This is a genomic window from Sulfobacillus sp. hq2, assembly GCF_002903155.1.
Taxonomy (GTDB): domain Bacteria; phylum Bacillota; class Sulfobacillia; order Sulfobacillales; family Sulfobacillaceae; genus Sulfobacillus; species Sulfobacillus thermotolerans.
On sequence record NZ_NWUL01000047.1, the window covers coordinates 487,660 to 514,495 of the forward strand.

Below are 26,836 nucleotides of genomic sequence, written 5' to 3' on the forward strand. Positions count from 1 at the left end.
AAAAAGCGGCTGGGCCTCGTACAGACCCAGCCGCGACACACTCTAAGGCCATTACACATCTCACGTGTGACACGTTCGTCAGGGCGTCGTCCTCCATAATTCTCTTGCAAGATATCGGCCGTGGCAGTAAAGGGCCAATGGCCTGTGGGCGGAAGCTACCCCTCGTGCTCTCACCCTCTCACGTAATACCACAGGCGATGGCCCACCTAGACACACGGCCACCCGAGAGCCTTTCACACGCTTTCCACCATAGTTGTTTTGTCTGCCGCTAGATTGTCGCACAGATGCACTATCACAGGTCTCCCCCCGCTATCTGTCCCTGCGACGTTAGTTAGACGTATTGGATGCATTGGCCCCGGTTCCGCTGGTGACGGTCACCACGGGATACGGACAAAATGTCGGATCGTAGGCTTCTGAATACTTCGGCGGTCCGTCCGGCACTCGTGTTTGCGTACACTCAGTGCCATCAACGCAGGTGGTCGTGACCTTGTATTGGGTGGCCCTGTCAATAGCCCACCCGGGCCCCGGCAATAACGTATCGGGCGTGGCCCCGCCGGCTTCAACCCATGTATCGCCTTCTGGAGCCGCAATGGGTTGCCCGTTGTCTTCACGCATCACGGGGTTGGGCATACATGCGACGGCTGTTGGCCCGACGACCTGGGTGGTGGTCGTAATCGTGGTGCGGGGCACACACGATGTTGTGGTATGCGCTTCTTGCGCGGGAGCACAGTGGTCTCCAATAGTCTCTTGCCGCCACTCGGTTTCGATTTGCATGCGATACGCCGTATAGGAATAATATTCCGGCACCGCATGCCACTGGGTGACTGCTTGCTCTTCGTAACGGATCTGGTCCACCATCCCCCCATAACATGTCGTGTTGATGCACAACGCCCGAGGGCTCCATATTTCCGTCCACACAGGAACCCTTTCGTACACCGTATACGGCTCTTCCTCATACCGCACACCGGTGAGGGTATACGGAATGGAGATGTCATAGGTATAGGACACTGTTTGCGTCACTGGAGTACACACCGTTTGTGTGGTATAGGTGGTCTGGGTCTGAAGTTGATCATCGTAAGGACACGCTGGAGGCGATGAGCTAACAATCGGCAGAGGCGTGGCCGTTCCCCCAGACGTTGGTCCCGTATAATGGTATGACGGCCTGGTGTGCTGGGTGTGGTTCGATGTTGACGGATTAGATGATGGAGCGGGCGATGATGCCGTAGAGGTTCCCGTCACGCATGCCACTTGTTCTGTGCCTTTAAGTGCTCCGGAGTGCGCCCCCCAGATATACTCCGTTTGCGTTCCATTGTTGCACGCGCCAAACGTCCATTGTTGATGGGTTCCCGCACACTGGCTGGCCGATCCGGTACACCCCGGCGTGCCCTGGCACACCCCGTCTCCGTCAATCTGACTTTCCCCTGCGGGGCAACTCGACGCGCAATAACTTTCATTGTTGCCGTTATACGCCACGACTCGCCCTTGCCCACATGAATTATAAGTCACTTGCCCGGTGTGTTGACTCGCTTGTGTGTCCGGTCCCGACGTGTTGATGGGATTCGTAAAAGATCCTCCGTCCTCCCATGCGCCACTGGGCGTAGCACTCGCACTGTTGGACGCTGAATTGCTCGCAGTCGATGAAGATTGCGAACTGCTCGACGACGTGGAGGAACTACTAGCACTACTCGATGACGAGGAACCCCAATGGCACAGGGTTGCCGTGGAACATTGCGACCCTGACGCATTGCCGCTATGACAATCGTGATATTTCCCGCCGTAATAATTGCACCATGTCGCTGAGCCACATCCGCTGCATCCCATGTTTTCCCATGCCGCAAAACTTGGGTGCGACAGCCCTAAGATGCCGCTCAGGACGATACCCACCCCTGCCGCCAGCAGTAGGCGGGATGGTCGTGCGAGGCGGTAGAGGGAAACGAATTGACGCATAGGGCACTCCTTTCTTGACAATATGACCGCTATGTTGCCAGCGGCGTGCGATACCGATTACTTGCGACGCACTACCGCTCATCGGGCAAAGTGATAGGGCGTTGGCCGGGCACTAAGTCAAATTCAGTTTGACCGATCATCCAAGTGCTTGTGCGCGGCGTCCTGCCTACCCTATCCATGAAGACTTCCCCCTCCATGGTTTGGGTCACTCGATGCCCTGCGAGGCTTTCGTAGAGCCGGACCCGCATTGGCACAAGTAATTGAGCCGTGACAGGCCATCGCGCTGACTTCGGGGGGGTGAGCTGCCGCACGCTGATGGGATAACTAGATGGATACGATGTCACCACGGTAATCGTTCCTCCATAAACATACCGCCGCGATGCCCAATCCCCATAGACTAACAAATACCCATAATCAGCGGCGAGCGTGGAGGCTTCGCTCGGATCTAGGCGGCCAATCACCTGTAGCGGATTGTTGCCCAAGGCCATCCGCGCCGCGTCTGCGGCGGTTCTGATGCCCGCCTGAAGAACCTGGGGTGTCAGACCGGGCACAACGCGCTCAACGTGATGAAAATAGGCCGCATTGGCCCGCGTGGTCCCCTGAATCCCGGCGACCGTCCAATGGGACCATGACGAAGGTGCGGACGGCGCGTGAACAAGGCTCGCTGTAATGCGACCTTGGGTGGCGGCCAATGGCGAATGAACCGTGTGCAACCACTTCTGAGCATATTGCACAACCTGCACGTTGGCTTCGGGAGAGGGAGTAGCCCGCCTTGGTGGAGACATACGGGGGATTCCCCACATCCATACCCCTATTCCAACAAGCCCTGCCACACCGATTCCGACCATGCCATGACGCATTGTGATGGGCATTTTTCTCCCCTCTTTCCAAGACAAAGCCGCCGTGTATAGAACTCACACGGCAGCTACGATAGTGCAAGGCAGACTACCCTTCGTAAGAAACCGGTATCCATCCCCACCCGCTAGGAGCCGCGACATCCGGCACTAAAGCGAGCGTCAGGTCCACGTCCATGGGGGCAAATTGTCCGGTCGTCAGGAGCGAAGCATTCGCCGTTGATGGGCCGTAGCCCCACGCCACGACTTGCATGGGGACGTTGAGTTCCACGACCCCGTTAGCGGTTTTAGAAAGCAACAGCTCGAGTGACGACGACGATGGCGCCGGAATCACTGCACTGCTCGGCACAGACGATTCTAAAGTCATTTGCAACAAGAAACGCCAGTCGTTCATCTGGGTATAGATGTTTTCACCTTCCATAAGATTCGTGACTTCCGTTTGTTGCCACGCAGAGGGCATGAGTCCCCAATCCATTTGCTTCAACGCTAAGGCCGGATTATTGATGTAAACCGGAATATCTTGAGTCGCCACCGTAAGCCCTGCCGCCCACACGCTTGACGGAAGCGTCAAACCCAGACTTTGGGCTTGTTGGGTAAGGGTTGTGACGGCGGTCGATTGTCCGATCACGGTGTTTTGTGTGAAGTGATATTGTTGCGCTAACGTTGTCAGGGCAGCCGTGTACGGCACCGAGTAGGTACGAAACGTGTTGGGAGTCAGGACGTTCGCCAGATGGTGTTGCGCTTGAACCCAATCATCCCACAGCGACGCGGTGGTTACCGCTTGCCCGATCACGGGCCCCGTAGCATTCGGACTCAAGGTCGCTCCTATCGCCCACCCGGTGCTTGTGGGAGGTGTCCATTGGACTTGATTTTGATCTTCCAAGGTTTGTGCTATAGGCAAAGGAGTCCACGTTGACGTTGGGGAAGGTTTCACCCAAAACTGCACATTAAATGCGATTTGCTGTTGGTCCAGCCAATTGACGGGGCTAATCGTCGCCGTGATGGTCATCGGTTGACCGGCTCGCACCGGATGGCTCGCGCTGATTTCTTGTCCGTTTTGTGTCAGATTAGTAATCCGAATAAAGCTTGTCGGGGGCATGGCGTTTGCGTCTGCCACGGGGGGTGCCATGAGGGGACTCTGGACGGCTCCCACGTGCCAGACCGCAAATTGCGCCGTATTAGGCGCTGACGGATCTTTGGCATAGACCACATACGTATAGCGCCCCGTTTGCGCCGGGGTGAAAGTAAACGTGGGATTCGCCGTGTAATTGGAGCCGATCCACTGTCCACTCGGCGTTTTATACCAAAACTGATACACGGGGTTTAATAAATGCGTCGCCGTGGCCGTTAATGTCACCGGAGCGCCTGCTGTGGGGGTGAGAGTGCTGGCCATCAACGTCACGCGACTATCTACATTGGCGATGAATTGCTCGTGTTGCGCAGCTCCCCATTGATGCGCCTGAATTTGGTTCGCGTCCAGTGCATAAACCACAACGGGGTACGACCCGGCCTGGGCATCTGGGATCGTCAGGGTATTTCGGGTCGAATAATTTTGTACCACACGCCAGCCTGCCGTCGTGTCCTCCCACCATTGAAACTCTGGCTGCCCTCCATTCCCATTCGCATGCGCGACATAAGTTAAGGTGGTACCCGTGTTCTGAGCACCGTTGGGCCCTTGCACCGTAAGCCCACTCAGGGAAGGCCACGCGGCTGCCACCGGCATCGATAGACCTATGACCATCACACTCGCTACAGCACTGCTTAAGACCCGGTTTTTCCACACTTTTGTCAACATTAGGCTATACTCCTTTCTCCTGTACGAGACGACCTCTGAGTGCAACAAAAAAAGACTCCTGTGATTACAGGAGTCACTCCCAACACGCCCGCACACAAGAATGGGAATGGTGGAAAAGGGGATGCAGAAAAATCGCGTGATTTTTGTAGGCTGAGCATACCAATGCCCGGGTTCCGAAGAGACTATAGTCATTGTACCACGATGGAACGTTGACCACAAATCGGAGGCGAGGCCGTTGCCCAGAGGCGTTGGGCCCACCTCCGATTTGTGCGGAAGGATCGCTAATCGCGCGGGCAGGGCGCATCGGTGAGGCTTGGCGAGATGAGGGACCCTGTGGGCATCATTAAGCCTTCTTGGCCCATCCATCACGAATCACCTGCCAGACCCCTTCGGTTGCGAGCGGAGTCTGGCCCCGAATGGCCACCCCCATACTACTGCTTTTAAACAGAGCGTCTCCTCGACCGAGCAGGGTTTCGGCCCCGGGGCTATCTAAGATGACTTGCGATCCCACCGTGTTGGCAACTTTCAACGCTAACCGAGTGGGTAAGTTGGCTTTGAGCGTCGAATCAATCGTTTCCGCCAAGGGGTGTTGGGTCGCAATCCACAGCAACAGACCGGCTCCGCGAGCTTTTTGCCCCAACCGCCCAATATTGCGTTCCAATTCTTTGAGATCGTCCTTCTCCAATTGGTCCTTGAGGTCCTTATATTCATCCACTACCAAGAGACGATACGGATATTGCGTCCACCCCGCCGCCATCGCTGCCGCCAGATCCTCGACCCCCCCATGGGCAAACTCTTCAAAGCGAGCATCCGCTTCGTCCGCCCATTGTGCGACGAGTTGGCACACCTCCTGGGGCGTTTTGACCAACGCATCAACATGGGGCGCGTGCTTAGCCCACGGGAATGACGCGCCCGCCTTGGGATCCACGAGCGAAATGCGCAACCGCGTCGGCGGAACCGTGATCATGAGACTGGCTAACCATCCCACCAACGACACGGTTTTTCCGCCGCCCGTCGTGCCCCCCGCCAATAAGTGGGGCCAAGTGGCCGCATCCGACCAAAAGGGGGTGCCGTCCGATTTCACCAGGCAGCACACAGGCAAGGCCATGTTTTTCAAAGACTGCCGCGTCTGTTTATCCGTTCGAGCCAACGCCGTCACCAAGTCCACAAACTGCCGATCCGGGCGGGGACGCTCTACGGCAATGACTCCGGGTGCCCCCTCCACATAGGCCATCCGCAAGGGTAATTCGCCGTGCCCTAATTGCCCCGCAAGGGTCGCGGACTCGCCCAAAATCCTCTTCGCCAACGCTGCTGGCGGCCGAATTTTGGCCACATCCACCGTTAAGCCCCGTTGGCCTCCGATCGCGACGGTATCGGGAAATCCCAAGTGCCCCAACACGCGCACTACGTCCTGCACCCGTTCGGGGGGAATAGGACCCGACAGGACGGGGAGAGGGTCCGCCGCCGCTGCCCGTAGTTGTCCCCATCTCAGTCCGTCCTGGCCCCATTGGGTCGCGTCAGGCAGCCCCTCGACTGTTGACTTGGGGGGTTCCACAGGCGGAGCGTCTTCCCCCCTAGGACTCGAGGCTGACTCGCGTCCTCGCCGCACAATCCCCTCCGCGCTGACCGTCCATGTGCCTGTGATTCCCGCATGATGTAACGCGGTTTCAGCCCATTGGGTGGCCCATTGCACCCACTCTTGCATGGTGCCTGCATGAAATCCCATGGCCCAATGGGGGTGAATGAGCCCGTCGGCAGCGACCACGGTCATACGACGCGCCGTCGTCCCATCCGGTAAGGTCGTCCACGCCACATCGGGTTTGCTCGTAGCAAATCCGGCATCCAAGACGTGAGCGGCGTGGGCTAAATCTGCCGTCGCAGCGGGAGAGTCAGTGAGCATCACCCAGGTGCGTTTATGCCGAGCCCAGGCCTCTTTTTGTGCATCCCCCCGGTGGAGCCACTGGGCGACACTAATCACGGGCCACCGCCAGACAATCCAATCGCGCCAAACATCGCCGCGACGGGCCGAGGACGGCACGTTATAGAGCCAGACGGCTGTGCCCCACGCCATCCATGCCACAATCAGCAAGGCAACAGCGAGCCCGATCCAGAGCCCCCAATGCGTCGCGTAGCCCCCTAACGCCCGGGGAGTGAATGGGGTTACGCCCTTCGCCAGCACGCCTTGCACAGGCGGGACAGGCGCCAATGCCGACCGCGCAGGCATTCGACTAATGGATGAAGAATGCGTAACAGCCCGCCCCTGCGTCAAGGCCGCCCACGCGGCCCCTCCGTGCCATCGCAACGGCGGGACAATATGGTAGTGAGCCAGGAGAGTCCACACGATGCCTATCCCCAGTACAATGACCACCAGCCCCGCGATCAACGCCATGGAAACACCTCCTTTAGCCTGGCGTTGCACTCAATTGATTCGGCGCTCGAGCCTGCTGCAAGATGATCGACCACGCATCCGGGTTCCACAGAATGGCCCCGACCATAGGGACTCCATTCCACATGTTTTGGGCATCCCACAAATACTGCACGCCATAACACCCGTGGTGCGAGCCTATCGCAGGCCACCATACGGTAATCGTGGTAGGGAGCGCCGGGGCTCCCGGCACCCATGCCAACGTCCACCCCACAGGGTTTTCCACCCGGTGCTGAATCGCTTGCCATGATTCTGTCCCGCCTGCCACGGGCGGCCACAGCGTCTGCCCCCCATATTCGACGGCATCCGTCCAATACATCATCGTATTGGCCGGGCCATAACCGGGGTTCTGCGGATCACCGTCAATCGGCAAGGGCACCCAGACCCATGCTTTGTGAGGCTGGCGAAAGCCCCACCAGAGGACAGGAACGCCCTCGGCATTCTGGGCGGCGTCATTGGCGATAGCCCACATCCCCGAATGACGCAGCGCAGGACTGGGACTCAGTTGTAAATAGGCCGGAGGCATGGGCATTCCGTCGCGATGAGCAGTGCGCACTAACGCACGCCACGCGGCGGCCTGCGCCGGAAGAATCGTCGGGGGAACGTTCGTCGTTCGGACCTTTTGTGCCGACGCGCCGACAGGGGGTGAGGATATTCCCGGTGGGGGTGTGGCTGGGGATGGTGTAGTTCCCCCCCAGCCACACCCCACCATGCTCACGCCGCCCACCCCTGCGCACAAGACATACTCCCATTTACGCATCGTGATGCTCCTTCACTGGGCTTATTGAACCGAGGCCCGCTCCATCGGAGGGGCGTGCAACGATCGGCACTACACCGGACTCTGCCTATCACGCGGCCGCCGCGATCTCGACGGCAGTTTCGCCCGCCGACTCCAAAATGTCCACCCATTCAGCTTGCCACGTCTCGGCGGGCGTGGCAGCCAATCCCGGCAACGCCGAAAACGGCAATAAGGAAGGGGTGGGAATGTTCATTGCTTTCACGGCTTCTGCGTAGTTGGCGACCCCAGGAAGCTGAGGCGTTCCCACCACATACGTCGCATCTGTCAAACCGTGGTTACCCGCTGCGGGGCAGTGATTGAGCAACTCCGCCGCCGTGCTCCACGCTACATTACCCATCACCCCTTGGGCCTGTACCCACCCGGCTCCCGCGTAATAGGCCGCTGATGCTAGAAACCAATTTCCCCCAAACATGCGAGCATTCTGCGTTAAGTATTCTCCAGCCAGTATCAGACTTGCTTGCGCATTATGGCGGTCTCCCGGCTGATACCCAGGCAGGGCTTGGGCTGTACCTAACTGAAGTTGCATCAAACCGTAGGCTCCTCCGTCACTCGCTTGGGGATCGCCTGTCGGATTTTCTTTTAACAACTCTCCCGCCAACCAAATAGCGGGCACTCCGGTTTGATCACTCGCGACCAAAATATCGTGCCAGTAGTGGGCAACGGTGTTTTGGTCACTGAAAGATAAATATGCGGGCGACGCGTTCACGGCGACTTGGGCTTCCGAATCGTCGTCGCCGCGCCACCGATGATGTTGATAATTGGCCGGCATCTGCGCCACAAATACCCACGGGAGCAAAAAGACCCCGATAATCCCGGCGATAATGCGTCGGGTGCGTCGCCGTTGTTGACGGGCGCGCACGGACGGTGACCTGCCCATGATTACGGATGCTCCTGAATTTGATAGCTAATGCGCCAGTCATCCGGTTCGTAGACAGGAAGCCCTTGCCCCATCAGCCATTGTGTGATGGCCTCGATACCCTCCGTCACCACGATTTGCGGCACGGCTACAAGTAATCCTTCGCCTTTTATCTTCACCCATTGCTGACGCGCGGTGGCGTCAAAATCTTCCACGTGCGTACGCACGGCTTCAGCCCCCTTTCTGCGTGAGTCGCTCTGTGTAGAGAAGACTCACACAGAAAGGCCGCCTCATGGGGCGGCCTTGTCAAGACAGCGTGTTAGCCTCGGGTCTTATATAACCGCGCCTCGTCCGGTGGAACTTCAGCCCGCGCCGTCACCCATTCATCGTGCCACAAGCGCAGTAAGACGGTTTGTTTAGGCAACTCAACCAGAGTTCCCGCCACCGGCGCGGGCATTTGTAACGCCTGGGCCGCACTTTCTACTTGGGCTTTTTCAAGTCGTAGGAAGGCTTTCAACGGCGTCGTAGCCCACAGGGATTGACCGACAGATGTGGACCACAGGGGATCGGGCGTATTGGTAGCCAACAGCATCACACCATTCCATTTCCGGATCGTCGAGGCCAGATCCGCCACCGACGATCCCAAAATGGGCTGGGTCATCACCCGCTGACCTTCATCCACCACAATGGCCGTCCATTGCCCGGCCCGGCGCTGACGCCGTAGCCACTCCCAAATGGTATGCCACACCAAAACATAACGGCCCGCTGTTTCGGGAGGCAAATGGCGGGCGTCCACCCCCGCGTGTTGAGCCAGGTTCCCCAAGTGCCACACCGTCAGAGGGCTGGGGATGGTGTCCCAGACTTCGGGACGCCCCGCGAACAAGTATCGTTGTGATCCGTGAATGTACACCCACAATCGTTTGGCAGCGTTCATGGCGTCCGGGTCCTCGGTCGTGATGTTCAATTGCTCCCAGACCTCGGCCATAGTCGGATGGGGGGCATGGGGGGTGCGGGTCCATGTGGCCGGGTCCTCAGGGGAGACTCCGTATCGCTTCCATACGGTAATGACCGCTCGCTCCACGGCGGACTTCGTGACCAGATCAAAATCCCCCAGAATCTGGGTCAAGCGGCCTACCGTGTCTAACATCCGGTCCCACCGCCGCGCATCCGTGGCCTCGTCCCCTACGGGCGCGGGAATGGCAAGAGGATCAGGGAAAGCACTGGCTTGTGTGCCAGACACGTCAATCCATGTCCCTCGTTCGGCCTCACACACCGCCCGGTACTCCCCGTCCACATCCAGCACGACCACACGGAACCCTTGGGCCAGCAGCCCCCGAATAACTGTTTTCATCCAAAAACTTTTACCCGTCCCCGTGCTTCCGACCGCTAACAAATTGGCCGCCGTCCCGGCAACATCTTGGAAAAAATCGACAAAAATGGGGTGCCCTTGTGCCGTGTGGCCAACATAGACCCCTCGGGTCGGATCGTCCCCGGTGAGGCCCCACCCCGGCCATACCAGTGATGCCGCACGTTCGGCGGTCGTGACACGCGGTTCCCACGTCGGAGATGACGCGTGCCCCCCAATCCACCGTTGAATGCGGTCGGACCACGTCGAGCCCGTCGCGATAGGCAAGGGCCCCGCCCCCCACGCACGCACAGCCGCCCATTGCTGGTCGTAAGGCAACGGTCGCACTTGCACCCCCAAGGCTTGCCAGCGGGCAAGCAACAACATCACGTCTTCCTCTAACAGATCGGGCGTAGAGGTGACGAGGACGACGGTATCCACGTTAACCAAAGATTCCCCTTGAAACACCAGTGCATCCCGCATGGCTTTAAGTCCCGTGAGGGCGGTCCATTCGTCCCGGCGTGGCCCGGTTTCTTCTTGGGCCAGATCCCGGACGGCCATTTCTAGGCGACGGATTTTGCGAGCCAGTTCGCCGTTTAACAGCAAAGGACTTGGGGTGACGCGCCAGACCCATTGCACCAAAGGCCAGGTATCGGACCGCAGGGGATGCGCCGCCAATGCCAGGCGGTCTCCCACAGCCCCTTGTGGCCACTCGACCACCGCAAACGCCCGGTGTGCCACGGGTGATTGGGGGCGAAAACACTGAATCGCATCCCGTTGCTCTTCCCATCCATCCATCGGTTGGGCTCCTGTCCCGCCCTGACGGTCTGAACGCCGAAACCACCACCCCATCATCGTTCAACGCGGCAGAACACGGCGCTTCCCTCCTTTGGAACCCAATCGAGGCAGAGGCGCCAACCTCAGCCCCGTGTGCACGTTATCCACCCATCGGCTATAGGCCGCCGCTGGATTCGCGGCGTCCTGTGTGATGGCTTGGGCGCTCGCTGCGGATACCCATTGCCAATCGCCGGGCCCCGGCACAGCCCGCCAGGCTTGTTCTACGGATTGAAAATGCACCCATGCGGGATCTCGACGCGGATCGGGCCATCCCATACGCAGGTAGACCTCCGTGTTGACACTGCGGGGCCCCACGGCCTGCACCCACCACTGCCACCGCGCCACCATGACGGGATCGGGGGTCGTAGCTGGCATCACAGCTGAGCCGGGCAATTGGGCGGTGCGAATATCCAGCACCAATCCATGCGCCGCCGCAACACGCACTGCTTGAGCCAGTCGATGATGCCATGCGTCCACCTGCGACGCATCCACAAGGTTTGTCGGGGGCAGGACGAGGCGAGCGACGGCCCACGTCGCTCCTCCGACCGACCACACCGGGTCGGGTGCTTGGTTCGCCGGAATCCCGGGTGACAGCCCGGGCGGATTATCCGTTAGAACGTGCCGCTGGCGCCACCGAAGCCGCCGTGCCATCATCGCGGGCCCATCCACGGCAATCCACACCCCCAAGCCACTGCTGAGTACCAACGCGATAGCCATAGCGACAAGCCACCCCAACAACGGCGTGACAAGGAACAATACCATCGGAACAAGGATCGCCATACCGCCCAAGAGGATGGCCAACCCGCTGAACGTCATTTTGCCAATCACGTGCGCATCGGTTCGAGGATCTAAATCAGGAATGACAGGGCGGTCTGCCACGGGCACATCATCCTTTCTGTCCTATTGGCCCTGCACTTGATGACGCCAATGCTGCGCAACGGGTGGAAAATCAGGATAGGTGCCCCGTAGAGGCCTTGGACGATTGTGCTACCCATACGCCTTGCCGTAATTCTTCCGTACGCCCGTACCGTTGACGAGTCAAGGGCGCATGGTGCGTGGTCGGGTGGGCCAACGTCGTCGCCACCGTTGGAGGGAGCATTGCGCCCGAGCGCGCTTGAACGGAAACTTGAGCCCCGTTGGTATGTATCAACGGCATAGCTCCGTGCTCCGCCCAGCGATCATCCGAATACTCTGTGGTGAGAATGGTCGCCGCCAGCGTTTTAGCCCGAGTGTCGACCCATTTCTTAATCTCTTGCGGATGCGCTTGAGACAACGGGGTGCCATCGGGTTGCACCTGGCTCGTGACCTCCGCCTGTGCCTGCTGCGCCGCCTGCGTTCTCGCGTCCCCTTCATGCATGGCTCGCCACGTCATAGGGTCATCTGCGAGGCCCGCTTGCGCCCACGTTTTATGCAATTCGGTCGCAACTTCAGCAGCGTGACTGGGCGATCGAGCAGTTCCTTGCCAGCCTGCACCGTCCGCCGTTTCTTGCCACCGTACCGTTGCGGCGGCGTCGGGGACTGCCATCGGGGTTGTCTGCACGGCCCATCCCGCAGGATGCGCAAAGGGGGAATCCGTTGATCCGCCCATACGGGTAGTATCGGCACTGGTGATTTCGGTGTCACGCCACCCGGCTTGCGCCCCACGCCACGCCGCCCGATCCTTGTATTCCACAGCGGCATCGCTCACATGGGCCCCGGCCGTAGTGGTGGACTCCCCCCATTCGGCCATCGTCGTCCCCCACCTTTGCACAACATCCCCAGCAACACCGGGCAAAATCACTCCCAATTGTTCCAGCCGTTGCCCCGTCGTTTGCGCACGTTCCCCTAATTGAACCGCCCTGTCGCCTGCTTGTCCCGCCAAGACCGCCACGTTTTGGCGCATGGCCGTCCACCAATTGGCGAGGTCGATTTGCACGTGGCGTAATAACAACCACGCCGGCATGGCAAACCCGCGCCATCCTACGACAATCCATACCACCGTCCACCCCAAGCTGAGCCACGGTGCAAGCCCTACAAAGCCGGGAGATAATCCCAACGGCCCGTGAGGCCCCCCATCGATGGCGGCAATGCCTCCGACCCATATCCACGCGCCCAATTGCAACGCAAAGGCCCTAGCCGCCACGCCTAATACCGCCCACATCGCCTCAGGAGACCACGGGTCCAATACGGCGATCCACGCCCACACGGGAGCGATTCCCAGCCAGACCCCGGCCCCTACCAGCAGGAGCGTCCAGAGGGCCACAGCGACCGTCACCGCCACCATCAAAAGAATCCCCACATTGAAAAACTGATACACAAAATTTGCAACATCGCGATAAATGGACAGTTGCCCGCTGATCATCCCTTCGCCGCCCGTAAAGGCCGTAGTCAGCGCATGCGCGACTCCGCTCGCGACGCCCAAAACGCCCGGGGCTGCAATTAAATCGCCAATTTTCGTCAGGCTCACATGACTGGGCCCGGACAACCCCCAGATTGCGCCCCAGATCCAAAACGGGTTCTGTAATGCGGACGGAGCAGCCCCAATCGACGACGCAATTGCAGTCGAGACCCGAGGCCCCCACGCCCCCCACAAGGTGCGCAGAAGGGGGGGCAACACGGACGGCGTGGCGAACACAAATATGCCCGTCGCAAGGGGGGCCCACAGCATGACGGAGCGAGGTCGTTGACCCCCGCGAAAGGCTACGAAGACTCCAAGCAAAATACCCAACGCCCAAATCGCTGCAACCAACACCGTCCAGACCGGCGGTTCGTGCATGGTGAGAAGAGTGTGAGTGGGCGTCCACGGATCACTCCACCCGGGGGTGCCTTTGGGATGCACCACGCGCAGCAAAGCTGGAAGCCCCGCGCTATGGCCAGTCAGATATTGCACCAGGTCCGTGAGCATTTTCCCGAAGTGGTTCCCAAACAGCAGAAACAATAACAGCACGAAGGGCAAAGACCAAACCCAAACGTTGACCGTATGCCCAATGTTGTTAAATCCGCTCGTAATCCCTTTTTCCGCGCCGTTGGAGACCGCGCTGGTGAGCGGGCCAATTAACCCTTTTAGCAATGATCCCATGCTCCGCCTCACTTAATTCGACTGACTTGCTGGCCTTGATTGCACGAAAGAGGCCAGTGGGGTCCACACATGGTCCCACGCCGCCGACCCCACCCCCTCAATCCCCAACGGCTCTGAGGGTAAGATAAGCCGGCGTGCCCCATCTCCTTTGGCCGTCCCCCGTGCGGCAATCCAGGTATTCAGAGGCACTTGGGTCGTGGAGGCCCCATTCGCCACCACGCAAATCATTAAATCGGCTGTGACGGTGGGAGGCGTCAGCCCCGCGTCGACCACAACGGCTGCGTCGGGCATCATTTTTAAGGCTTGCGGCCACTTGCGGGCCGCGTTCACGAAATTCATCGGGGTGCCCATCGCCCAGACCGTGAGACGATCCGTGAGTGTGATCACGGTCGGCGGGGCTCCGGCTGGCGTCCCCGCCTGCCACGAGGCTTCCCATCCCCACCCGGGACGGACGTGGGCGGTCCGAATGAGCGACAGCAACCCCGGCTGCGTGAAATGCCCATCAAGCAGGCGCACGGGCGTTGTTTGGTGCCATGCAAGCCATCGAGCCAAGGCCAAAGCCACCGACGACGTACCGGCTTTGCGGGCGTTGCCCCATACCCACGCGATCCACGGAAGTCGGATGGCCGACGGGGCGGGCTCGGACGGTGGCGAGACAACCCGCAAGGCAGTTGGCAGGGGCGAGCGCTTAGAGGATGGAGGGGCTCCCGCCCCTGCCGTGTTGTCTACATCGCCGAGCGGAGATGTAGACGCCAGATTAACGCCCGGCACTGGGCGTCGTGGGGGCAACGTTATATCCGAGGATGGTTGATCCCATCGCGATGGGCGAGCCGGACGCCAGTGCACCACAGGTCGCAACTGTCTGCGGATCGTCGGCCTGGTGGGATTCTCTCTCCGACCTGACGGGGCGTCTCTTTGGGAGGCAGTGGCATCGAGAGGATCCTCGGTAGGAGGTGGCGATGCTACTGACTCCTTCCGAGATCCGGACGCCGCATCCCCCTGGATGTTAGTCTAAATTGTGGACACCTCGAATTGAGACAAGATGATACAATCATTCTCAATTGAGGTGAATCCGATGGCCAATCAATATGATCGAACGTTTAAAGAACAAGCGGTGCAGCTCGTGTTGACCCAACAAAAAAGTGGCGCCCAAGTGGCGCGCGAACTCGGTATTCCCAGCAAAACGTTGTATGGGTGGATTGCCGCCTACAAAGCCGACCCGGTCGAACCCTTTGTCGGGAGTGGGCATCTGAAGGCGGAAGACCAAGCCCTGCGCGATTTGCAGCGGCGTATTCGGGATCTCGAAGAGGAAAATGCGATCCTAAAAAAAGCGATGCGCATCTTCACCAACGATCGGAAGTAATTTTTCAGTTCATTCATGAACACCGCTTCACCTTCTCGATCACGAAGATGTGCCAGATCCTCGACGTCTCGCGAAGCGGGTATTATGCCTGGTGCCATCGTCCACCCAGTCCCCGGGCGCAAGCCCGGGCCCGGCGGGTCGAACGGATTCGAGAGGTGTTTACGACATCGGGCGAACGGTATGGTAGCCCCAAAATCACCGCCGTGTTACGGCGGGAAGGCGAGCGCATCAGTCAAAAAACGGTGGCGCGGTTGATGCACGACCATCGGTTGCGCTCTCGCGTGACACGGAAATATAAAGCCACCACAAATTCTCGGCATACGTTGCCGGTGCATGAGAACGTGTTGAATCAAACGTTTACCGCGGATCGCCCGCATGCGGTGTGGATGGCGGATATTACCTACATCCCCACGGAGGAAGGATGGCTCTATTTAGCGAGCCTTCAGGACTTGTACACCCGAAAAATTGTGGGATGGGCGGTGGATCGGCGCATGACGCAAGATTTGGTCATCCGGGCCTTAGACCGTGCGGTGATCCACAGCCGGCCGCCGGCCGGCGTGCTGCATCACTCGGATCGCGGTAGCCAATATGCCGCCGCGGCGTACCAGGAACGGCTTCAGCAATACGGCATGACCGCGAGCATGAGTCGCAAAGGAAATTGTTACGATAACGCCATGATTGAATCCTGGCACAGTCTCCTCAAGAAGGAGCTGATTTACCTGACGAGATTTCGAACACGGGCAGAAGCGGAAGTCGCGATATTTACCTATATCGAGATTTTCTATAATCGGCAGCGGATCCATAGTGCCCTGGATTATCAGACTCCGGCCGAAGCCGATGCGGCGTATCATGCGCGATACGGCTAATGTCTCAATTTCGGGTGTCCATTTTATTGACATAGGTCCACCCGTCTTCGAGTCTTCAGAGCCGACGGGGGGCTGATCGGGAGCAGGCTCGCAGGACGAGAGGGACGTCTGCCGAGCCTGCTCCTGTTTCATCATGGCGAGCGTTCGAGCCGTTTCAGCTTGAATCCGGGCGGTTTCCGCTTCCATTTGGGCGATTTCTTGCTGAATCCGGGCGGTATCTTCTTGGTCCTTTTTGATCCGTTCGGCCCTTATCCGGGCTTCTTCCGCTCGGGCTTGCTCTAATGCTGCACGTTCTGCCGCTTCTTTTTCCATGCGTTGGCGTTGCGCTTCGGCTTCCAAACGGGCTTGCTCCACCGCTTGCCGGGCGGCTTCCACCCGGGCTTGTTCAGCTTTCTTCCGTTCGGCTTCCTGCTTCAAACGGCGGGCTTCAGCTCGAGTGCGGGCCTCTTGTTCCCGTAACTGAACCGTCGCATCATCGATGGATAGCGCACTTGGGGAATTCGAAGATCTGGACGCTACCCGGCCACCGGGCGCGGTTTGAGCTACACTAATCGCTCGATGAATGCGTCGCTCCCACGATTCCGAATCGGCCACCATCGCGGTGCCGACGCGTACAGCCCCTAGCGCTTCCCAAACCCGCCGGGCCCATTCTGCTCCCGTTAGGGCGTCGGGGCCCTTGGGCCACGCACACCAAAATCGATCGGGCCCTGATCGGACCAAGACGGCATGAGGACTCGCGAGGCGCTGAAGAACCGCCCCAGCCACCGCCATGTCTAACGGTTGCTCGTCCGAACTATACACCACCCCGACCATCCATGTCCCCGCGAAGTGCATTCGAGTTTGCCACAGGGCTCCCACTTCTGGCGTCCATGCCCCCGTTTCGGGATCACGCACGTTGGGGGTGTGGGGAGGCCATTGGACAGGATTGCCCACGGGCCACTGGAGTTGTAAGGGCCGAGTCGGGTCCCACGACTCATCTCCGATGCGGACGGTCGTGCCGTGGCGCGCACATTCGGCACATGCTTGACGCCAGACTTCCGCCTCCCGCGATCCAACCAATGGCAACGCCTGCACCGGAATCTCCAGTACGCTGGGCCAAACCTCTGCAGCTCGCGCCACGATTACCAACGCAAAGGGATACCGATACACAGGGTCTTGGTCGGCATCGAGCGTAGGATCAATCCGGCAAACCCAGTCAGCCATTAATGTTGCCCCCTTTGGGATGACTCAGGCGAGTTGCGGAAAACCTTCCGCGCTCAGCCTGCCTTGACGCCGCGATAAATGAGTTCGCTACTACCTGCTGTAATCAGGCCCAGCCACGGATTCCAATAGACTAACCCCATGATGAGCCCCCATCGAAACACCGTTTCGGGCCATGTGCCCACCGTAATGTTGGGAATGGGACTTTTGATCCACAGATTCAACGGCCAGAACCACTGCACCCCTTTGGTGTTCAAAATGTCGACCAACATGTGACTGGCATATCCAGCGCCCCATCCGATCCGCAACCCCGGCCCCCAGATGTGGTCTAAGGCACTGATCCAGCCAGGATGCCCGATCCCTGCTCCCAGCGCTAGGAGCAATCGCCCCACCCCCGCAGCCCCCCACGGCAACAGAATCCACGTGGTCAGCATCAGCGCCACCACCGAATGGGCCACCCCCCGATGCCGCACCCACCCCGTCGATCGGGCAACCGACGAGGCGGTCGACGCGCCCAACAGATGGCGGGTCAGTAACGCTTGGGGATGATCTAAATCGGGGGCGAGGCCCCCCAACCCTCCCAGGATAACCAGATCAGGGGTGACAGCCGCATGGATCAGGGCCGCCGTGGTGACGGCGGCCCCCACCCCGGCCACAATATGCGTTTTGCCTAACATGAATTAGCCCCCTGCTCCGGAGACAGGAGGCGTCGTCGTAGCAGTCGAACTGACGGTCGTGGTTAAGTGGGTCGAGACTTGCGTTCCTACGTGGCTCCCAATCCCAATGAGTGCATTCACAACGCCGACCCACGCTCCCGACATGACCAACCCCACCACCACAAACCCGATCATAATGTCCAAGATGGTGGCAAACATTTTCGGAACGCCCGCGATGGTGTTGGTGAACCCGGGCGTATATGCTCCGCTTTTATCGTTACCGCCTTTGTAATGCGCAAACAACTCTTTCATCAACCGCACAATTCCCACAACCAAAACTACGACGCCAAACAACCCAATCGCCAAATTGGATGTTGACACCAAGAGACTGACGAGGCCGGTCCCCGTATGTGTCGTCGCGTGCCCCAAGGTGCTTGGTAGCACGTACCCTGTGGCTACCAATAGCTCATGTCCTCCCATCAGCAATCGGCGGCGGGGACCCCGGCGTTCAGGCCGGGGAGGAAGCCGCCTCCCTCCTTTCGAGATTTGCTAGTTTTTGAGCATACTGCCACCCGTCTCCGCGTTGGAGCAAATGGCAGGATCGCCAAGATGCCTCAATGCGAAGGCCGTCCGCCGTGGTGACGACAAAACGCCCGTCCGCCCGAACCGTCAAGCGTCCCGCCCACGTGCCAACCTGCTTACCCCGTCGCTTCTGTGTGCGAACAAGATCCCCGGTTCGAAAGCCGAAGTGGACTTTCTTGCCTGACAGATAGCGAATCGGGAACCCGTGCTTGTCCGTGCGACAGCGTTGACGGTTGCCCCGTCCCTTTGCGGTCCAAACCTGCACATACGCAGGAAGGCTGGTGAACCGATCGGGCGTGCTTTCGCCGGCGCAGAGTGCGTCGTAGTAGTGTTCCTTCGGGAATCCGTGGTTAAGCCGCTGCATCTTGGTTCGAGCACCCGACCCGGCTTCGACGGGCAATCCCGTAGCCTTGAGTTGTTCGTACAACCGCCACCGGGTGGCGTTCATCATCGCCACATCCTTGAGCGGCTTCCGGGCTTGCACCTGGATATCGGGATACCCGAACTCTTCGGCCGTCCGACTCCCCTTAACCTGGTTGCAGGCGTGGCACGCCAAGGCCAAGTTGCTGACCCGATCCGTCCCCCCGCGGCTCTTCGGAATGATGTGCTCCACCTCCAGCGGTACATCGGTGGCCCCGCAGTAGACACAGGCCCGCCCCCACTTTTCCAGCAGGTACTCCCGCACTTCGTAGCCCAACAAGGTGCCTTGCTGGTACTCGACTCCCGAGATTTCCGGGTTCTCCAGTTTCTGCGTGTCGAAGCGGACGTGCTCCACGCTGAGATCCGTAAAGGGAGCGAGCTTTCGGAGCTTCACTAGAACATGGAGGGTCTGATCCACCCGAGCCTCCAGGGACGGAGGGAGCCAGCCCGCCTTTCGCCGGCGGTTCTGAAACCGGGGCTTTCGATAACGGGTCTTGCGATGGCGGCGTCCGCGCCGGAGGGCTCGACGGGCATCCAGCTTGGCTTTGATGCCCGCTTTGTGGACAAGCTCCCCAAAGAATACAACCTTTGATCCTTTGGCCCCCTCCAAGACGAGGGCCACGCCCGTCGTTTTGCTGCCAGGGTCGAATTTGACGCGCAGCGGTTGGAAGGTAGATCCTTCCGCCGTGCGATCCTTTAGCCGGATCGTGAACGGAGCCATTTTATGAACAATGGCCCGCCCCCGTTCGAGCAACTGACGCGCACGCTTTTCGGTGCAGGACATCAACGGATTCTTCTGTCGGTCGAGGACAAAAACCATGATACGGCCTCCTTGCTACTCCCCGTAAGGGGCTCGTAACGCTTCCTTACGGAAGTCTCTCCTCGCCAAAGTTCGGTCGGGTCGATAACGCCTCGCACACGGCTCGCACTACCCTCAGCTGGCGTTTAGTGCGAAGCCCAGAAGACTTGGGGCTGGAGAAGCACCCCAAGGTCTGCACCGACCGAACGGAGTCTCGTGAAGAGACTAAGGCTGGTCAACCGTGGAGCTTACGACAAGCTCCGCCCTTCAGGGCGGGGTGGTTGACAGGCACGACAATAGATAGCAAACAACACGCACCGCCACGACTGTGGCGGTGCGTAGGGGCGGTCGACGCGAATGGGACCAACGGACTGGGATCCCTCGGCGTGGACGCCAGGACTTGACGCCCGGTGTTGGTCAGTTCGATGTAATGGTCACAATCGGATACGGACACGCATTCACATAGTACACTTCTCGGGCCACCCAATAGGGCGAACCGTCCGCGACGGTGTCCCACGTGATCCCGTCTTTCGTGGTGACGAGATAGTGCCACCATTTTTGCAGTTCTTGGGATTCAATGCCCCATCCTGGGCCGGGAATCAAGACCCCCACGGCCCCCAATTGCTCCATGTTGCCCCAGAGCACCGGCGCGGGTTGGGCTGGATACCCGGCTAAACTCGATCCGCCCGGTAAGTTCTTCGGAGCATTGAACGGAATGACCAACGCATTTTGCGACGGCGGCGCAATCCGCGCCACCCACCCGGGTTCCCCCGGTGCCAAGGTATCCCCTGTGAAGCCGACATCCGAATTCGGAGCCACCACCGACACAGGCGGGTTGGGCATACAGCCGTTGAAATACCAAGGGGTCACCGGCGTGATGGTCACGTAGCCCGCCGGGAGCGTCGGCGGCACAGATCCCGGCGGAGCACCTGCTGTCTTTGAGCCATTGGGACCGTGCGGATTCAAGGGTTCGAACGGCCCGCGACCGAGACTCACGTGATTCTGATTGACCGAATTGCTGAGGAGGGCACCCGTGCCCGTGACGGGGGAGATCTTGGAGGTGATGGTGGTGCCTCCTGTTGCGACCGTGCCAATCCCACTAGCGGCAAAAGCCATGCCGCCAGCAAATCCTAGACTAACCGCGAGTCCCCCGGCTAGCAATACTAGCTGGGGGACTCGCGGGGCAATAGGTGAGTGCTTATATTTCATAAACGACCTCCTTGGTGGTTTATGCCTGTACAGAATACACCCCCACCACATGGGAACGGGCCACTGCTTGCGAATCAGCCACGAACCATTGTCCACTGCCTTTCCCGTTCGACATATACTCCAGTTGTATCTGTGATTCCAGATAGTATTGGTTGCCGACCTCGTACTTACTGTGATCCCACGTGGCAAAGACCTTATGCACTTGAATCACATTCGCCAACACCATCGACCACTCGGGAGCTGGCATCCCGTTTGGTAATACACCTCCCTCTGTCTCCCAATTGGCAGCCAGTACACCTTGGGTCTTGGTTGTAGGTGTGAGCACTTGCGTCCACGCACTATAGGTGTACTGACGTTGAGGTGCATTTCCTAACGTCATGGAGGTTGTATAGTCTGGTTCGATCCCACTTCCAAAAGACTGCAATCCCGTCACATTGCTTACGGTTGGGTGAGCCGGGCCCAACACTAATTTCAAGGTTGCAGCAGGATCGTTACCGTTCTCGGCATTTGCAAACTCCGCCGCCACTTCCACGCCTTGCTCGAACACCGCCTGCGTCATGCCGGGGAAAGCGTGATGAGCTTCTATCACCGGCCAAAGGGCCTTCACAAACGCCGTGACGCCTTGGACGGAGCCGTTGGCGGGCAAATTCGGAATATGCACACCCGCTGCTGTGAGCGTCGCAGGAACCGTCGGACCGCCGTATTTCTTTTGCAAGGGGCCGTTTAAGGCTGTTAGGGTGAACGTACCCGCATTCGGTCCCGTCAATGCGACCCCCGGAATGTTGGCCGCTTCCTGCTGCAACATGACATCAATCCCGTGTTCGTCGTACTGCTCGACATACGCGGCCGGATTCGACTTCGCCTCGGTTAGTGGAGGCGAAGCTACCATTGGCACTGCGTGCATCTTCGGAGTCGTTGTCTTTGCAGGGGGATGCGTCCCGGCCTGTTGGGTGCCACACCCCGCGAGGCCGCCCGCCAACAGAGCGGCTATGACGCTAGCACTCCAAAGTTTAATGGTGGTCATAATGATCTGCCTCCTTATTGGTGGTGCGTTCCCGCAGGGGATGCACAAAAAACGCGGGTGTTCCTAGCGTGAGGCATAGGAATGCCCGCGAATCCTTAGTTGTTAGGAAAATGATAACAAAAATGGCGGGTTGATGCAAGAGACAGCCGCTTGCGATGCATCAGGCATGGGCAGAGACACATGCGCCATGCCGCCCAGTTTCTGCCTTTTTAGCCAATTCCTTAATAGCGTGGTGATATCATGTTCCACGCGTGTTTTCTTCTGAAATGTTGTGATATGCTGAAGATAATTGGGTAACCGAGCTATCGTATCGAAGGGAGATCGATGATGAAGTATCGCGGCAACACTTTGATAATTGGAGGGCTAGGAGTCGGACTAGCTTCCTTGTTGTTGTCTGGGTGCGGATCGACCGTGGCTACGAAAGCTGCGCCGCCTCCCGTAACCTCTTCGACATCCACTTTTCCCCAGCCCCATGCCGTCAAAGCATCTCCTCGGGCGTTGCTCACACCCGCCGCGCTGTTAGCCGTGGCCGCGTCGACGCAACGCCAAGAACCAGTGCATCTGACGACGACCATTACCAATACGCTGGGGAATGCCAATATCCAGATGGTGGGCGCGACGGACCCGGTCGATCACGAATCCGCATTTACCATGCACGCGACCCTGAGTGGCGTCAGCGGGGCCGCACCTGTGACTATCGTGACGCACATAGAGAGCATTGGTTCCCATGATTGGGAGGAATCGACGCCACCTGGGGGCGGTTGGCACACCGAGACCGTGTCGCAGGTGAACCCATCCTTTCCGTTAGAAGTGCTCCTGCCTTACATCGTAAACGTGCATGCCGTGCCCAGCAAAGCAATCGATGGGCATCTTACGCACGGGGTCCGTGCCACCTTAAACGCCCACGGGGTGCGACTCCTCGAAGAAATGGGATCCGCCAAGGCGATCAGTGCAAGCCAGCAAATAATCCAATCCATCACCTTTACGCTCTGGGTGGGCCCGGCACACCATCCGCGCGAAGTGACGGTCGTGGAACATTGCATCCAAGCAGGGCACCCCTATGAGGTCTTTGAAACCATTCACTACACGCAGTGGGGGCGCGGCATCCATCTCAGTCCGCCCACCACGCCAGCCTGAGGGCGGGATCAGGCCAAATTAGCCCGTTACGCCAACGACTGACCACAGGTGGCGCAAAATTTTGCGGCCGGATCGACTGGAGATCCGCACGAGGGGCAGGCGGTTTTGTTTGTTCCCCCACCGTCTTGTTGCAAGGCCCTCTGCGCCGCCTCCAATTGAGCTTCACTCTCGCGAAGCTGGCTCATCAATTCCGATACCGTCGCGTCTGATGCGACCACCGTTCCTTGGGATTGCAGAGTTTCGTAAACCACCTGCCCTAGGCGTGCAAGGGCTCGATCGCGGGTGGCTTGGGCTTGATTGACGGCAGCGCGTAATTTGGTCAACGCGAGTTGATGATCCACTTCTTGCGCCGCATTGCTCACTGCGTTCATGGCTTTATCTTTTAGGCTTTTCCAATCAGGCATAAGGAGCCCCCCTTCCATATACTAGACATATGCTATTGTAGCAGAATGCGCATGTAGCGCACTCTAATCAATTCCTACAAGAATTGGTTCGTTCAGTAGCACGAGTGCTCCTTATTGGTGGTGCGTTCCTGAAGGGAGGCACAAAAACAACACCGATCTTCCTAGCGTGAGGTATAGGAATATCTGCGAGTCTTTTGTGGGTAGGAAAATTAAACAAAAGAGGCTGAATGATGTAAGGGTGTAAGGTCCGGCATCATACGCTGTCCGAGCGGGGCACAGAGGTTTTGCTGGACTTCTGAGGCCCCATGTGACTGCGGCGGAATCTCTGGGCCGCGAATCTAGAATGTCACTGGCGGCCCCGTGAGGAGTTCCTAAATCTTTTAGCAACACGTGTCTAACTATCGTCGGTTCGCCTTCGGCTAGTGGATACTTTGAGGCAAGACGCCAGGGGAAGTCTATAGATATTCCCCTGTCCATACTATGATCGCGTAACACCGTGGGCCGTTAAACGAAAGGTTAGCTACGGTTACTCCGTACGTCAGATTGCAGGGTTCGTAGACCGACAGACATTCGCCAAGAACACTCTAACCTTCGAGGATCCTCTTTACTTATCGACTATAGGCATTTGCTCCCATAGGCCTACAAAATAAAAGAGTCAAGTCGGTAAGATTAGATATCGAATTTTAGTTGATCGTCTACCGATTGCGGATGGCAAACCCTCACTTCTTCCTTGTTGTCGATATATCGAGAGTTGAACCTCCCCGCCCTAAAGGGCGGAGATTCTGGGGGAACCACGATGGCTGCGTCCACGGGCCGTGAGGCCCTGGTGTGCTGCACCGGNATCCGCGAAGGAGGCGAAAGTCCGGGGGACGTCGGAATTGCCACCGATCGTGTCTTTTTTAGGGCCTAAACATGCCCTGCGTTTATGCAAGTCAGGGCGCTTTCCTAGGTCTGGCTTAGACCAGGAGCCACCATTGGAGCTTGACAGCTCCCTTCCGATGGTGTCCACTGCGCCTGTGTGTGACGACGGCAGGTTGGCGCTCGAAGGGTATACGAACGGAAGGGGTGTCGAACCGCAATGCATCACGAGGTCGACAACGACTGATAGGCTGTAGTAAGCGCGGTAGATGTTGAGGCTCTACACGATTAGCGGTTTATGAGTTCATCCGTGCCACCAGTTATGCCCAGAAGGATAAAGCGCGGCGGGAATAGCTCTACCGTTATCTGTTTAGCGCGTTACCGTTCATAGCGTTCCGGTATTCATGGTGGGTAAAGATTTCAGGGCCGTTTAGGCCCTAAACGCGTGCAACCGGTGCTGACCAGCGGAACGAAAAACCGACATCCCCCGGTTTACCTATTGGGGGCGTAGCTTGTGGTTCGATCCTTTTCACGCCCTCGAGTTGAACCTCCCCGCCCTAAAGGGCGGAGATTCTGGGGGAACCACGATGGCTGCGTCCACGGGCCGTGAGGCCCTGGTGTGCTGCACCGGATTCGCTATCGCTTATCCCACCAGCAATTTCCCGGGGTTCAGCCGGACTACGCCTTAACGTTCCCTGGAGGGGAACGGGACGGCGATACGTGATCCGTTGGGGTACCAAAAACTCCCCGGGGCGAATCTCCCCATGCATTCCCTTGTTGAGGATGTTCACCGCACCGACGCCATCGCGGTGGGCTCGATAGCCGCAAGCGCGACAATGGTAGGTGCGGCCTGCCACCTTGTTCAGATGGCCACACTGCGGACACGTTTGAGACGTGTACGCTTCACTGATCTTGATCAATTGGATACCATGACGCCGGAGCTTGTATTCGAGGTACTGTTCCAAACGCCCGAATTCCAATGCCCCAACATCCTGATTGGTCCGCCGGGATCGGCGGTGCCTTTTTTTGTGGTTGAGGGTACCGAGGGCTCCCGCGTACAGAATCGTAATCCCGTAAGCGACACAAAAGGCGACGATCTGATTGGCTGCATGATGGAGAGCATTGCGTGTCACGCGCTCGACTTTTTGACTCATGCGGTGTTGCGCTTGATTGAGCCGTTTGCGGCGACGTGACCCCGGTTGTGTCCGAGCCCGCTTTTTGCGAAGCTGAGCCTGCGCTTTGGCGCGGCCCTGCTTCACCGACCGCAGCCCGCGTCCGGAAATGGCCAAGGCTTCTTCGCCATCGGACACCATACCGAGATGAATGACGCCAATATCGAGCCCTCCCGCTTTGCTGGAGGGAACCGGCACGGGCTCCGGCATCGTGCGGGTGACGGTCAGATAGATCGTCCCATACCCCAACTCGGCTTGCACCATCGTACCGGTCGGCATGGCCTCCGGAAGATGCACCCGAATCGGTTCACGCCCACGCCCGAGGGGCAAAAGCAGAGACGAGCCTTCCTTTTTCAGCGATTGGCCTTTGAAAATCGGGTTGAAATAGCGGCGGAATCGCCAGGGATACCGGGCCTGCTTATCGCCCTGTTTTCGTTTCGTGCGCACCCCGTCGATCGTGGCGCAGAACTTTTCGATGAGGGCTTGGACGGTTTGCGAGTGCAGGGGGAAGCGTCGTCTGAAATGCGCCTTGAGTTGGGCTTCGGTGGGCCATCGCCAATGGCGCCGTCGACAGAACCGATGGATTTTCACCAAGCGGGTCCAGAGATCACCCGCCGCCCGCCGAGCCGCCGTAGCCTTGGCCCACTCAGTCGGCGATAAGGACACCCGATAGGTGAAGACGGTCGTTTCTTGCATGGAATCCCGCCTTTCTTGACGAACCGTTACGGCTATTATACACTTGGTCTATGGCTACTTCAAGCGACTATCGCACTGGCCGACATTGCGTCTTCAACCTGCATGTGCATTTGGTGTTCGTGGCCAAATATCGGAGGCTGGTCTTCACGAAAGAAATCTTGGAGGACCTGCGAGCCATCTTTTCCGACGTGTGCCAGGACTTCGAAGCGACCTTGGAAGAATTCGACGGCGAGCGGGATCATGTGCATTTGCTGATCACCTACCCGCCGAAGGTGGCCATTTCTCGCTTGGTGAATAGCCTCAAAGGCGTCTCCTCCCGCCTGATCCGGAAGAAGCACTATCCCAGCATTGAGCGAGCGCTGTGGGGGGGCAGCCTCTGGTCCCCCAGTTATTTTGCCGGATCGGCTGGAGGAGCACCCCTCTCCATCATTCGGCAATACATCGAACAACAGGAAACCCCGGATTGACTCCTGCGGAGTCAGCGCCTTGTATCTCCGCCCTGAACGGCGGAGTTTTACGGCGCATTCTGATAAA

The 26,836-nt window shown here is 58.7% G+C and carries 21 protein-coding genes; 3 read left to right on the forward strand and 18 right to left on the reverse strand.

The window, feature by feature from the left end:
* Window positions 1–327: 327 nt before the first annotated feature.
* From CO251_RS15825 to CO251_RS15875, 11 genes are all read right to left on the reverse strand, one after another.
* Window positions 328–1,947, reverse strand: a complete 1,620-nt coding sequence (locus CO251_RS15825; RefSeq protein ID WP_146039113.1) for a hypothetical protein — start codon at window positions 1,945–1,947, stop codon at window positions 328–330.
* Window positions 1,948–2,018: 71 nt separating this feature from the next.
* Window positions 2,019–2,819 carry a hypothetical protein gene (locus CO251_RS15830; RefSeq protein ID WP_103376750.1) on the reverse strand — a complete coding sequence of 267 codons (801 nt, stop codon included), beginning with the start codon at window positions 2,817–2,819 and terminating at the stop codon, window positions 2,019–2,021.
* 73 nt (window positions 2,820–2,892) lie between these two features.
* Complete coding sequence (locus CO251_RS15835) at window positions 2,893–4,596, reverse strand: hypothetical protein (RefSeq protein WP_103376751.1); 1,704 nt, start codon at window positions 4,594–4,596, stop codon at window positions 2,893–2,895.
* A 343-nt stretch (window positions 4,597–4,939) separates the two neighbouring features.
* Window positions 4,940–6,985 carry an FtsK/SpoIIIE domain-containing protein gene (locus CO251_RS15840; protein ID WP_103376752.1) on the reverse strand — a complete coding sequence of 682 codons (2,046 nt, stop codon included), beginning with the start codon at window positions 6,983–6,985 and terminating at the stop codon, window positions 4,940–4,942.
* 13 nt (window positions 6,986–6,998) lie between these two features.
* Window positions 6,999–7,781 (reverse strand): hypothetical protein, encoded by a 783-nt coding sequence (locus tag CO251_RS15845; protein ID WP_103376753.1) that lies wholly within the window; start codon window positions 7,779–7,781, stop codon window positions 6,999–7,001.
* Between the two features lie 88 nt (window positions 7,782–7,869).
* Window positions 7,870–8,697 carry a lytic transglycosylase domain-containing protein gene (locus CO251_RS15850; protein ID WP_103376754.1) on the reverse strand — a complete coding sequence of 276 codons (828 nt, stop codon included), beginning with the start codon at window positions 8,695–8,697 and terminating at the stop codon, window positions 7,870–7,872.
* Between the two features lie 2 nt (window positions 8,698–8,699).
* Window positions 8,700–8,903, reverse strand: a complete 204-nt coding sequence (locus CO251_RS15855) for a hypothetical protein (protein ID WP_103376755.1) — start codon at window positions 8,901–8,903, stop codon at window positions 8,700–8,702.
* Between the two features lie 92 nt (window positions 8,904–8,995).
* Window positions 8,996–10,819, reverse strand: a complete 1,824-nt coding sequence (locus CO251_RS15860; RefSeq protein WP_158246397.1) for a VirB4 family type IV secretion system protein — start codon at window positions 10,817–10,819, stop codon at window positions 8,996–8,998.
* 60 nt (window positions 10,820–10,879) lie between these two features.
* Entirely contained in the window at window positions 10,880–11,737 is an 858-nt protein-coding gene (locus tag CO251_RS15865) for a hypothetical protein (RefSeq protein ID WP_103376757.1), read from the reverse strand.
* A 70-nt stretch (window positions 11,738–11,807) separates the two neighbouring features.
* Window positions 11,808–13,916: a hypothetical protein gene (locus CO251_RS15870; protein WP_103376758.1), complete on the reverse strand. Its 2,109-nt coding sequence runs from the start codon at window positions 13,914–13,916 to the stop codon at window positions 11,808–11,810.
* A 12-nt stretch (window positions 13,917–13,928) separates the two neighbouring features.
* Window positions 13,929–14,687, reverse strand: a complete 759-nt coding sequence (locus tag CO251_RS15875) for a hypothetical protein (RefSeq protein WP_103376759.1) — start codon at window positions 14,685–14,687, stop codon at window positions 13,929–13,931.
* Between the two features lie 304 nt (window positions 14,688–14,991).
* On the opposite strand from CO251_RS15875, the gene CO251_RS15880 reads away from it, so the two are divergent.
* A protein-coding gene (locus tag CO251_RS15880) for an IS3 family transposase (RefSeq protein ID WP_255398171.1) occupies window positions 14,992–16,145 on the forward strand; the annotation gives its coding sequence in 2 pieces (ribosomal slippage) (window positions 14,992–15,238 and window positions 15,238–16,145; 1,155 coding nt in all).
* Window positions 16,146–17,401: 1,256 nt separating this feature from the next.
* Here the strand turns inward: CO251_RS15880 and CO251_RS15885 are convergent.
* The 5 genes from CO251_RS15885 to CO251_RS15905 all read right to left on the reverse strand — a co-directional run bounded on the left by CO251_RS15885 (window position 17,402) and on the right by CO251_RS15905 (window position 22,035).
* On the reverse strand, window positions 17,402–18,022 hold the full coding sequence (locus tag CO251_RS15885) for a metal-dependent hydrolase (RefSeq protein WP_103376760.1): 621 nt from the start codon (window positions 18,020–18,022) through the stop codon (window positions 17,402–17,404).
* A 3-nt stretch (window positions 18,023–18,025) separates the two neighbouring features.
* Complete coding sequence (locus tag CO251_RS15890) at window positions 18,026–18,463, reverse strand: hypothetical protein (protein WP_103376761.1); 438 nt, start codon at window positions 18,461–18,463, stop codon at window positions 18,026–18,028.
* 46 nt (window positions 18,464–18,509) lie between these two features.
* The gene (gene iscB / locus CO251_RS15895; RefSeq protein ID WP_103376762.1) at window positions 18,510–19,823 is read right to left on the reverse strand and encodes an RNA-guided endonuclease IscB; all 1,314 of its coding nucleotides are present in this window, start codon (window positions 19,821–19,823) and stop codon (window positions 18,510–18,512) included.
* A 396-nt stretch (window positions 19,824–20,219) separates the two neighbouring features.
* On the reverse strand, window positions 20,220–21,011 hold the full coding sequence (locus tag CO251_RS15900; RefSeq protein WP_103376763.1) for a hypothetical protein: 792 nt from the start codon (window positions 21,009–21,011) through the stop codon (window positions 20,220–20,222).
* Between the two features lie 19 nt (window positions 21,012–21,030).
* The gene (locus CO251_RS15905; RefSeq protein ID WP_103376764.1) at window positions 21,031–22,035 is read right to left on the reverse strand and encodes a hypothetical protein; all 1,005 of its coding nucleotides are present in this window, start codon (window positions 22,033–22,035) and stop codon (window positions 21,031–21,033) included.
* A 324-nt stretch (window positions 22,036–22,359) separates the two neighbouring features.
* Between CO251_RS15905 and CO251_RS15910 the strand changes: the two genes are divergently transcribed.
* Window positions 22,360–23,172 (forward strand): hypothetical protein, encoded by an 813-nt coding sequence (locus CO251_RS15910; RefSeq protein ID WP_146039114.1) that lies wholly within the window; start codon window positions 22,360–22,362, stop codon window positions 23,170–23,172.
* A 26-nt stretch (window positions 23,173–23,198) separates the two neighbouring features.
* Here the strand turns inward: CO251_RS15910 and CO251_RS15915 are convergent, their stop codons facing one another.
* Window positions 23,199–23,576: a zinc ribbon domain-containing protein gene (locus CO251_RS15915; protein WP_103376766.1), complete on the reverse strand. Its 378-nt coding sequence runs from the start codon at window positions 23,574–23,576 to the stop codon at window positions 23,199–23,201.
* Window positions 23,577–24,991: 1,415 nt separating this feature from the next.
* Window positions 24,992–26,302, reverse strand: a complete 1,311-nt coding sequence (locus tag CO251_RS15920; protein WP_103376767.1) for an RNA-guided endonuclease TnpB family protein — start codon at window positions 26,300–26,302, stop codon at window positions 24,992–24,994.
* 50 nt (window positions 26,303–26,352) lie between these two features.
* On the opposite strand from CO251_RS15920, the gene tnpA reads away from it, so the two are divergent.
* Window positions 26,353–26,769, forward strand: coding sequence for an IS200/IS605 family transposase (gene tnpA, locus CO251_RS15925; protein WP_103376768.1), 417 nt, complete (start codon window positions 26,353–26,355; stop codon window positions 26,767–26,769).
* Window positions 26,770–26,836 lie beyond the last annotated feature (67 nt).

Excerpts from the sequence above, each read along its gene's own strand:
- CO251_RS15825 (WP_146039113.1), bottom strand. The coding sequence starts at position 1,947 with ATGCGTCAATTCGTTTCCCTCTACCGCCTCGCACGACCATCCCGCCTA.
- CO251_RS15830 (WP_103376750.1), bottom strand. The coding sequence starts at position 2,819 with ATGCCCATCACAATGCGTCATGGCATGGTCGGAATCGGTGTGGCAGGG.
- CO251_RS15835 (WP_103376751.1), bottom strand. The coding sequence starts at position 4,596 with ATGTTGACAAAAGTGTGGAAAAACCGGGTCTTAAGCAGTGCTGTAGCG.
- CO251_RS15840 (WP_103376752.1), bottom strand. The coding sequence starts at position 6,985 with ATGGCGTTGATCGCGGGGCTGGTGGTCATTGTACTGGGGATAGGCATC.
- CO251_RS15845 (WP_103376753.1), bottom strand. The coding sequence starts at position 7,781 with ATGCGTAAATGGGAGTATGTCTTGTGCGCAGGGGTGGGCGGCGTGAGC.
- CO251_RS15850 (WP_103376754.1), bottom strand. The coding sequence starts at position 8,697 with ATGGGCAGGTCACCGTCCGTGCGCGCCCGTCAACAACGGCGACGCACC.
- CO251_RS15860 (WP_158246397.1), bottom strand. The coding sequence starts at position 10,819 with ATGGATGGATGGGAAGAGCAACGGGATGCGATTCAGTGTTTTCGCCCC.
- CO251_RS15870 (WP_103376758.1), bottom strand. The coding sequence starts at position 13,916 with ATGGGATCATTGCTAAAAGGGTTAATTGGCCCGCTCACCAGCGCGGTC.
- CO251_RS15885 (WP_103376760.1), bottom strand. The coding sequence starts at position 18,022 with ATGTTAGGCAAAACGCATATTGTGGCCGGGGTGGGGGCCGCCGTCACC.
- iscB (WP_103376762.1), bottom strand. The coding sequence starts at position 19,823 with ATGGTTTTTGTCCTCGACCGACAGAAGAATCCGTTGATGTCCTGCACC.
- CO251_RS15900 (WP_103376763.1), bottom strand. The coding sequence starts at position 21,011 with ATGAAATATAAGCACTCACCTATTGCCCCGCGAGTCCCCCAGCTAGTA.
- CO251_RS15905 (WP_103376764.1), bottom strand. The coding sequence starts at position 22,035 with ATGACCACCATTAAACTTTGGAGTGCTAGCGTCATAGCCGCTCTGTTG.
- CO251_RS15910 (WP_146039114.1), top strand. The coding sequence starts at position 22,360 with ATGATGAAGTATCGCGGCAACACTTTGATAATTGGAGGGCTAGGAGTC.
- CO251_RS15915 (WP_103376766.1), bottom strand. The coding sequence starts at position 23,576 with ATGCCTGATTGGAAAAGCCTAAAAGATAAAGCCATGAACGCAGTGAGC.
- CO251_RS15920 (WP_103376767.1), bottom strand. The coding sequence starts at position 26,302 with ATGCAAGAAACGACCGTCTTCACCTATCGGGTGTCCTTATCGCCGACT.
- tnpA (WP_103376768.1), top strand. The coding sequence starts at position 26,353 with ATGGCTACTTCAAGCGACTATCGCACTGGCCGACATTGCGTCTTCAAC.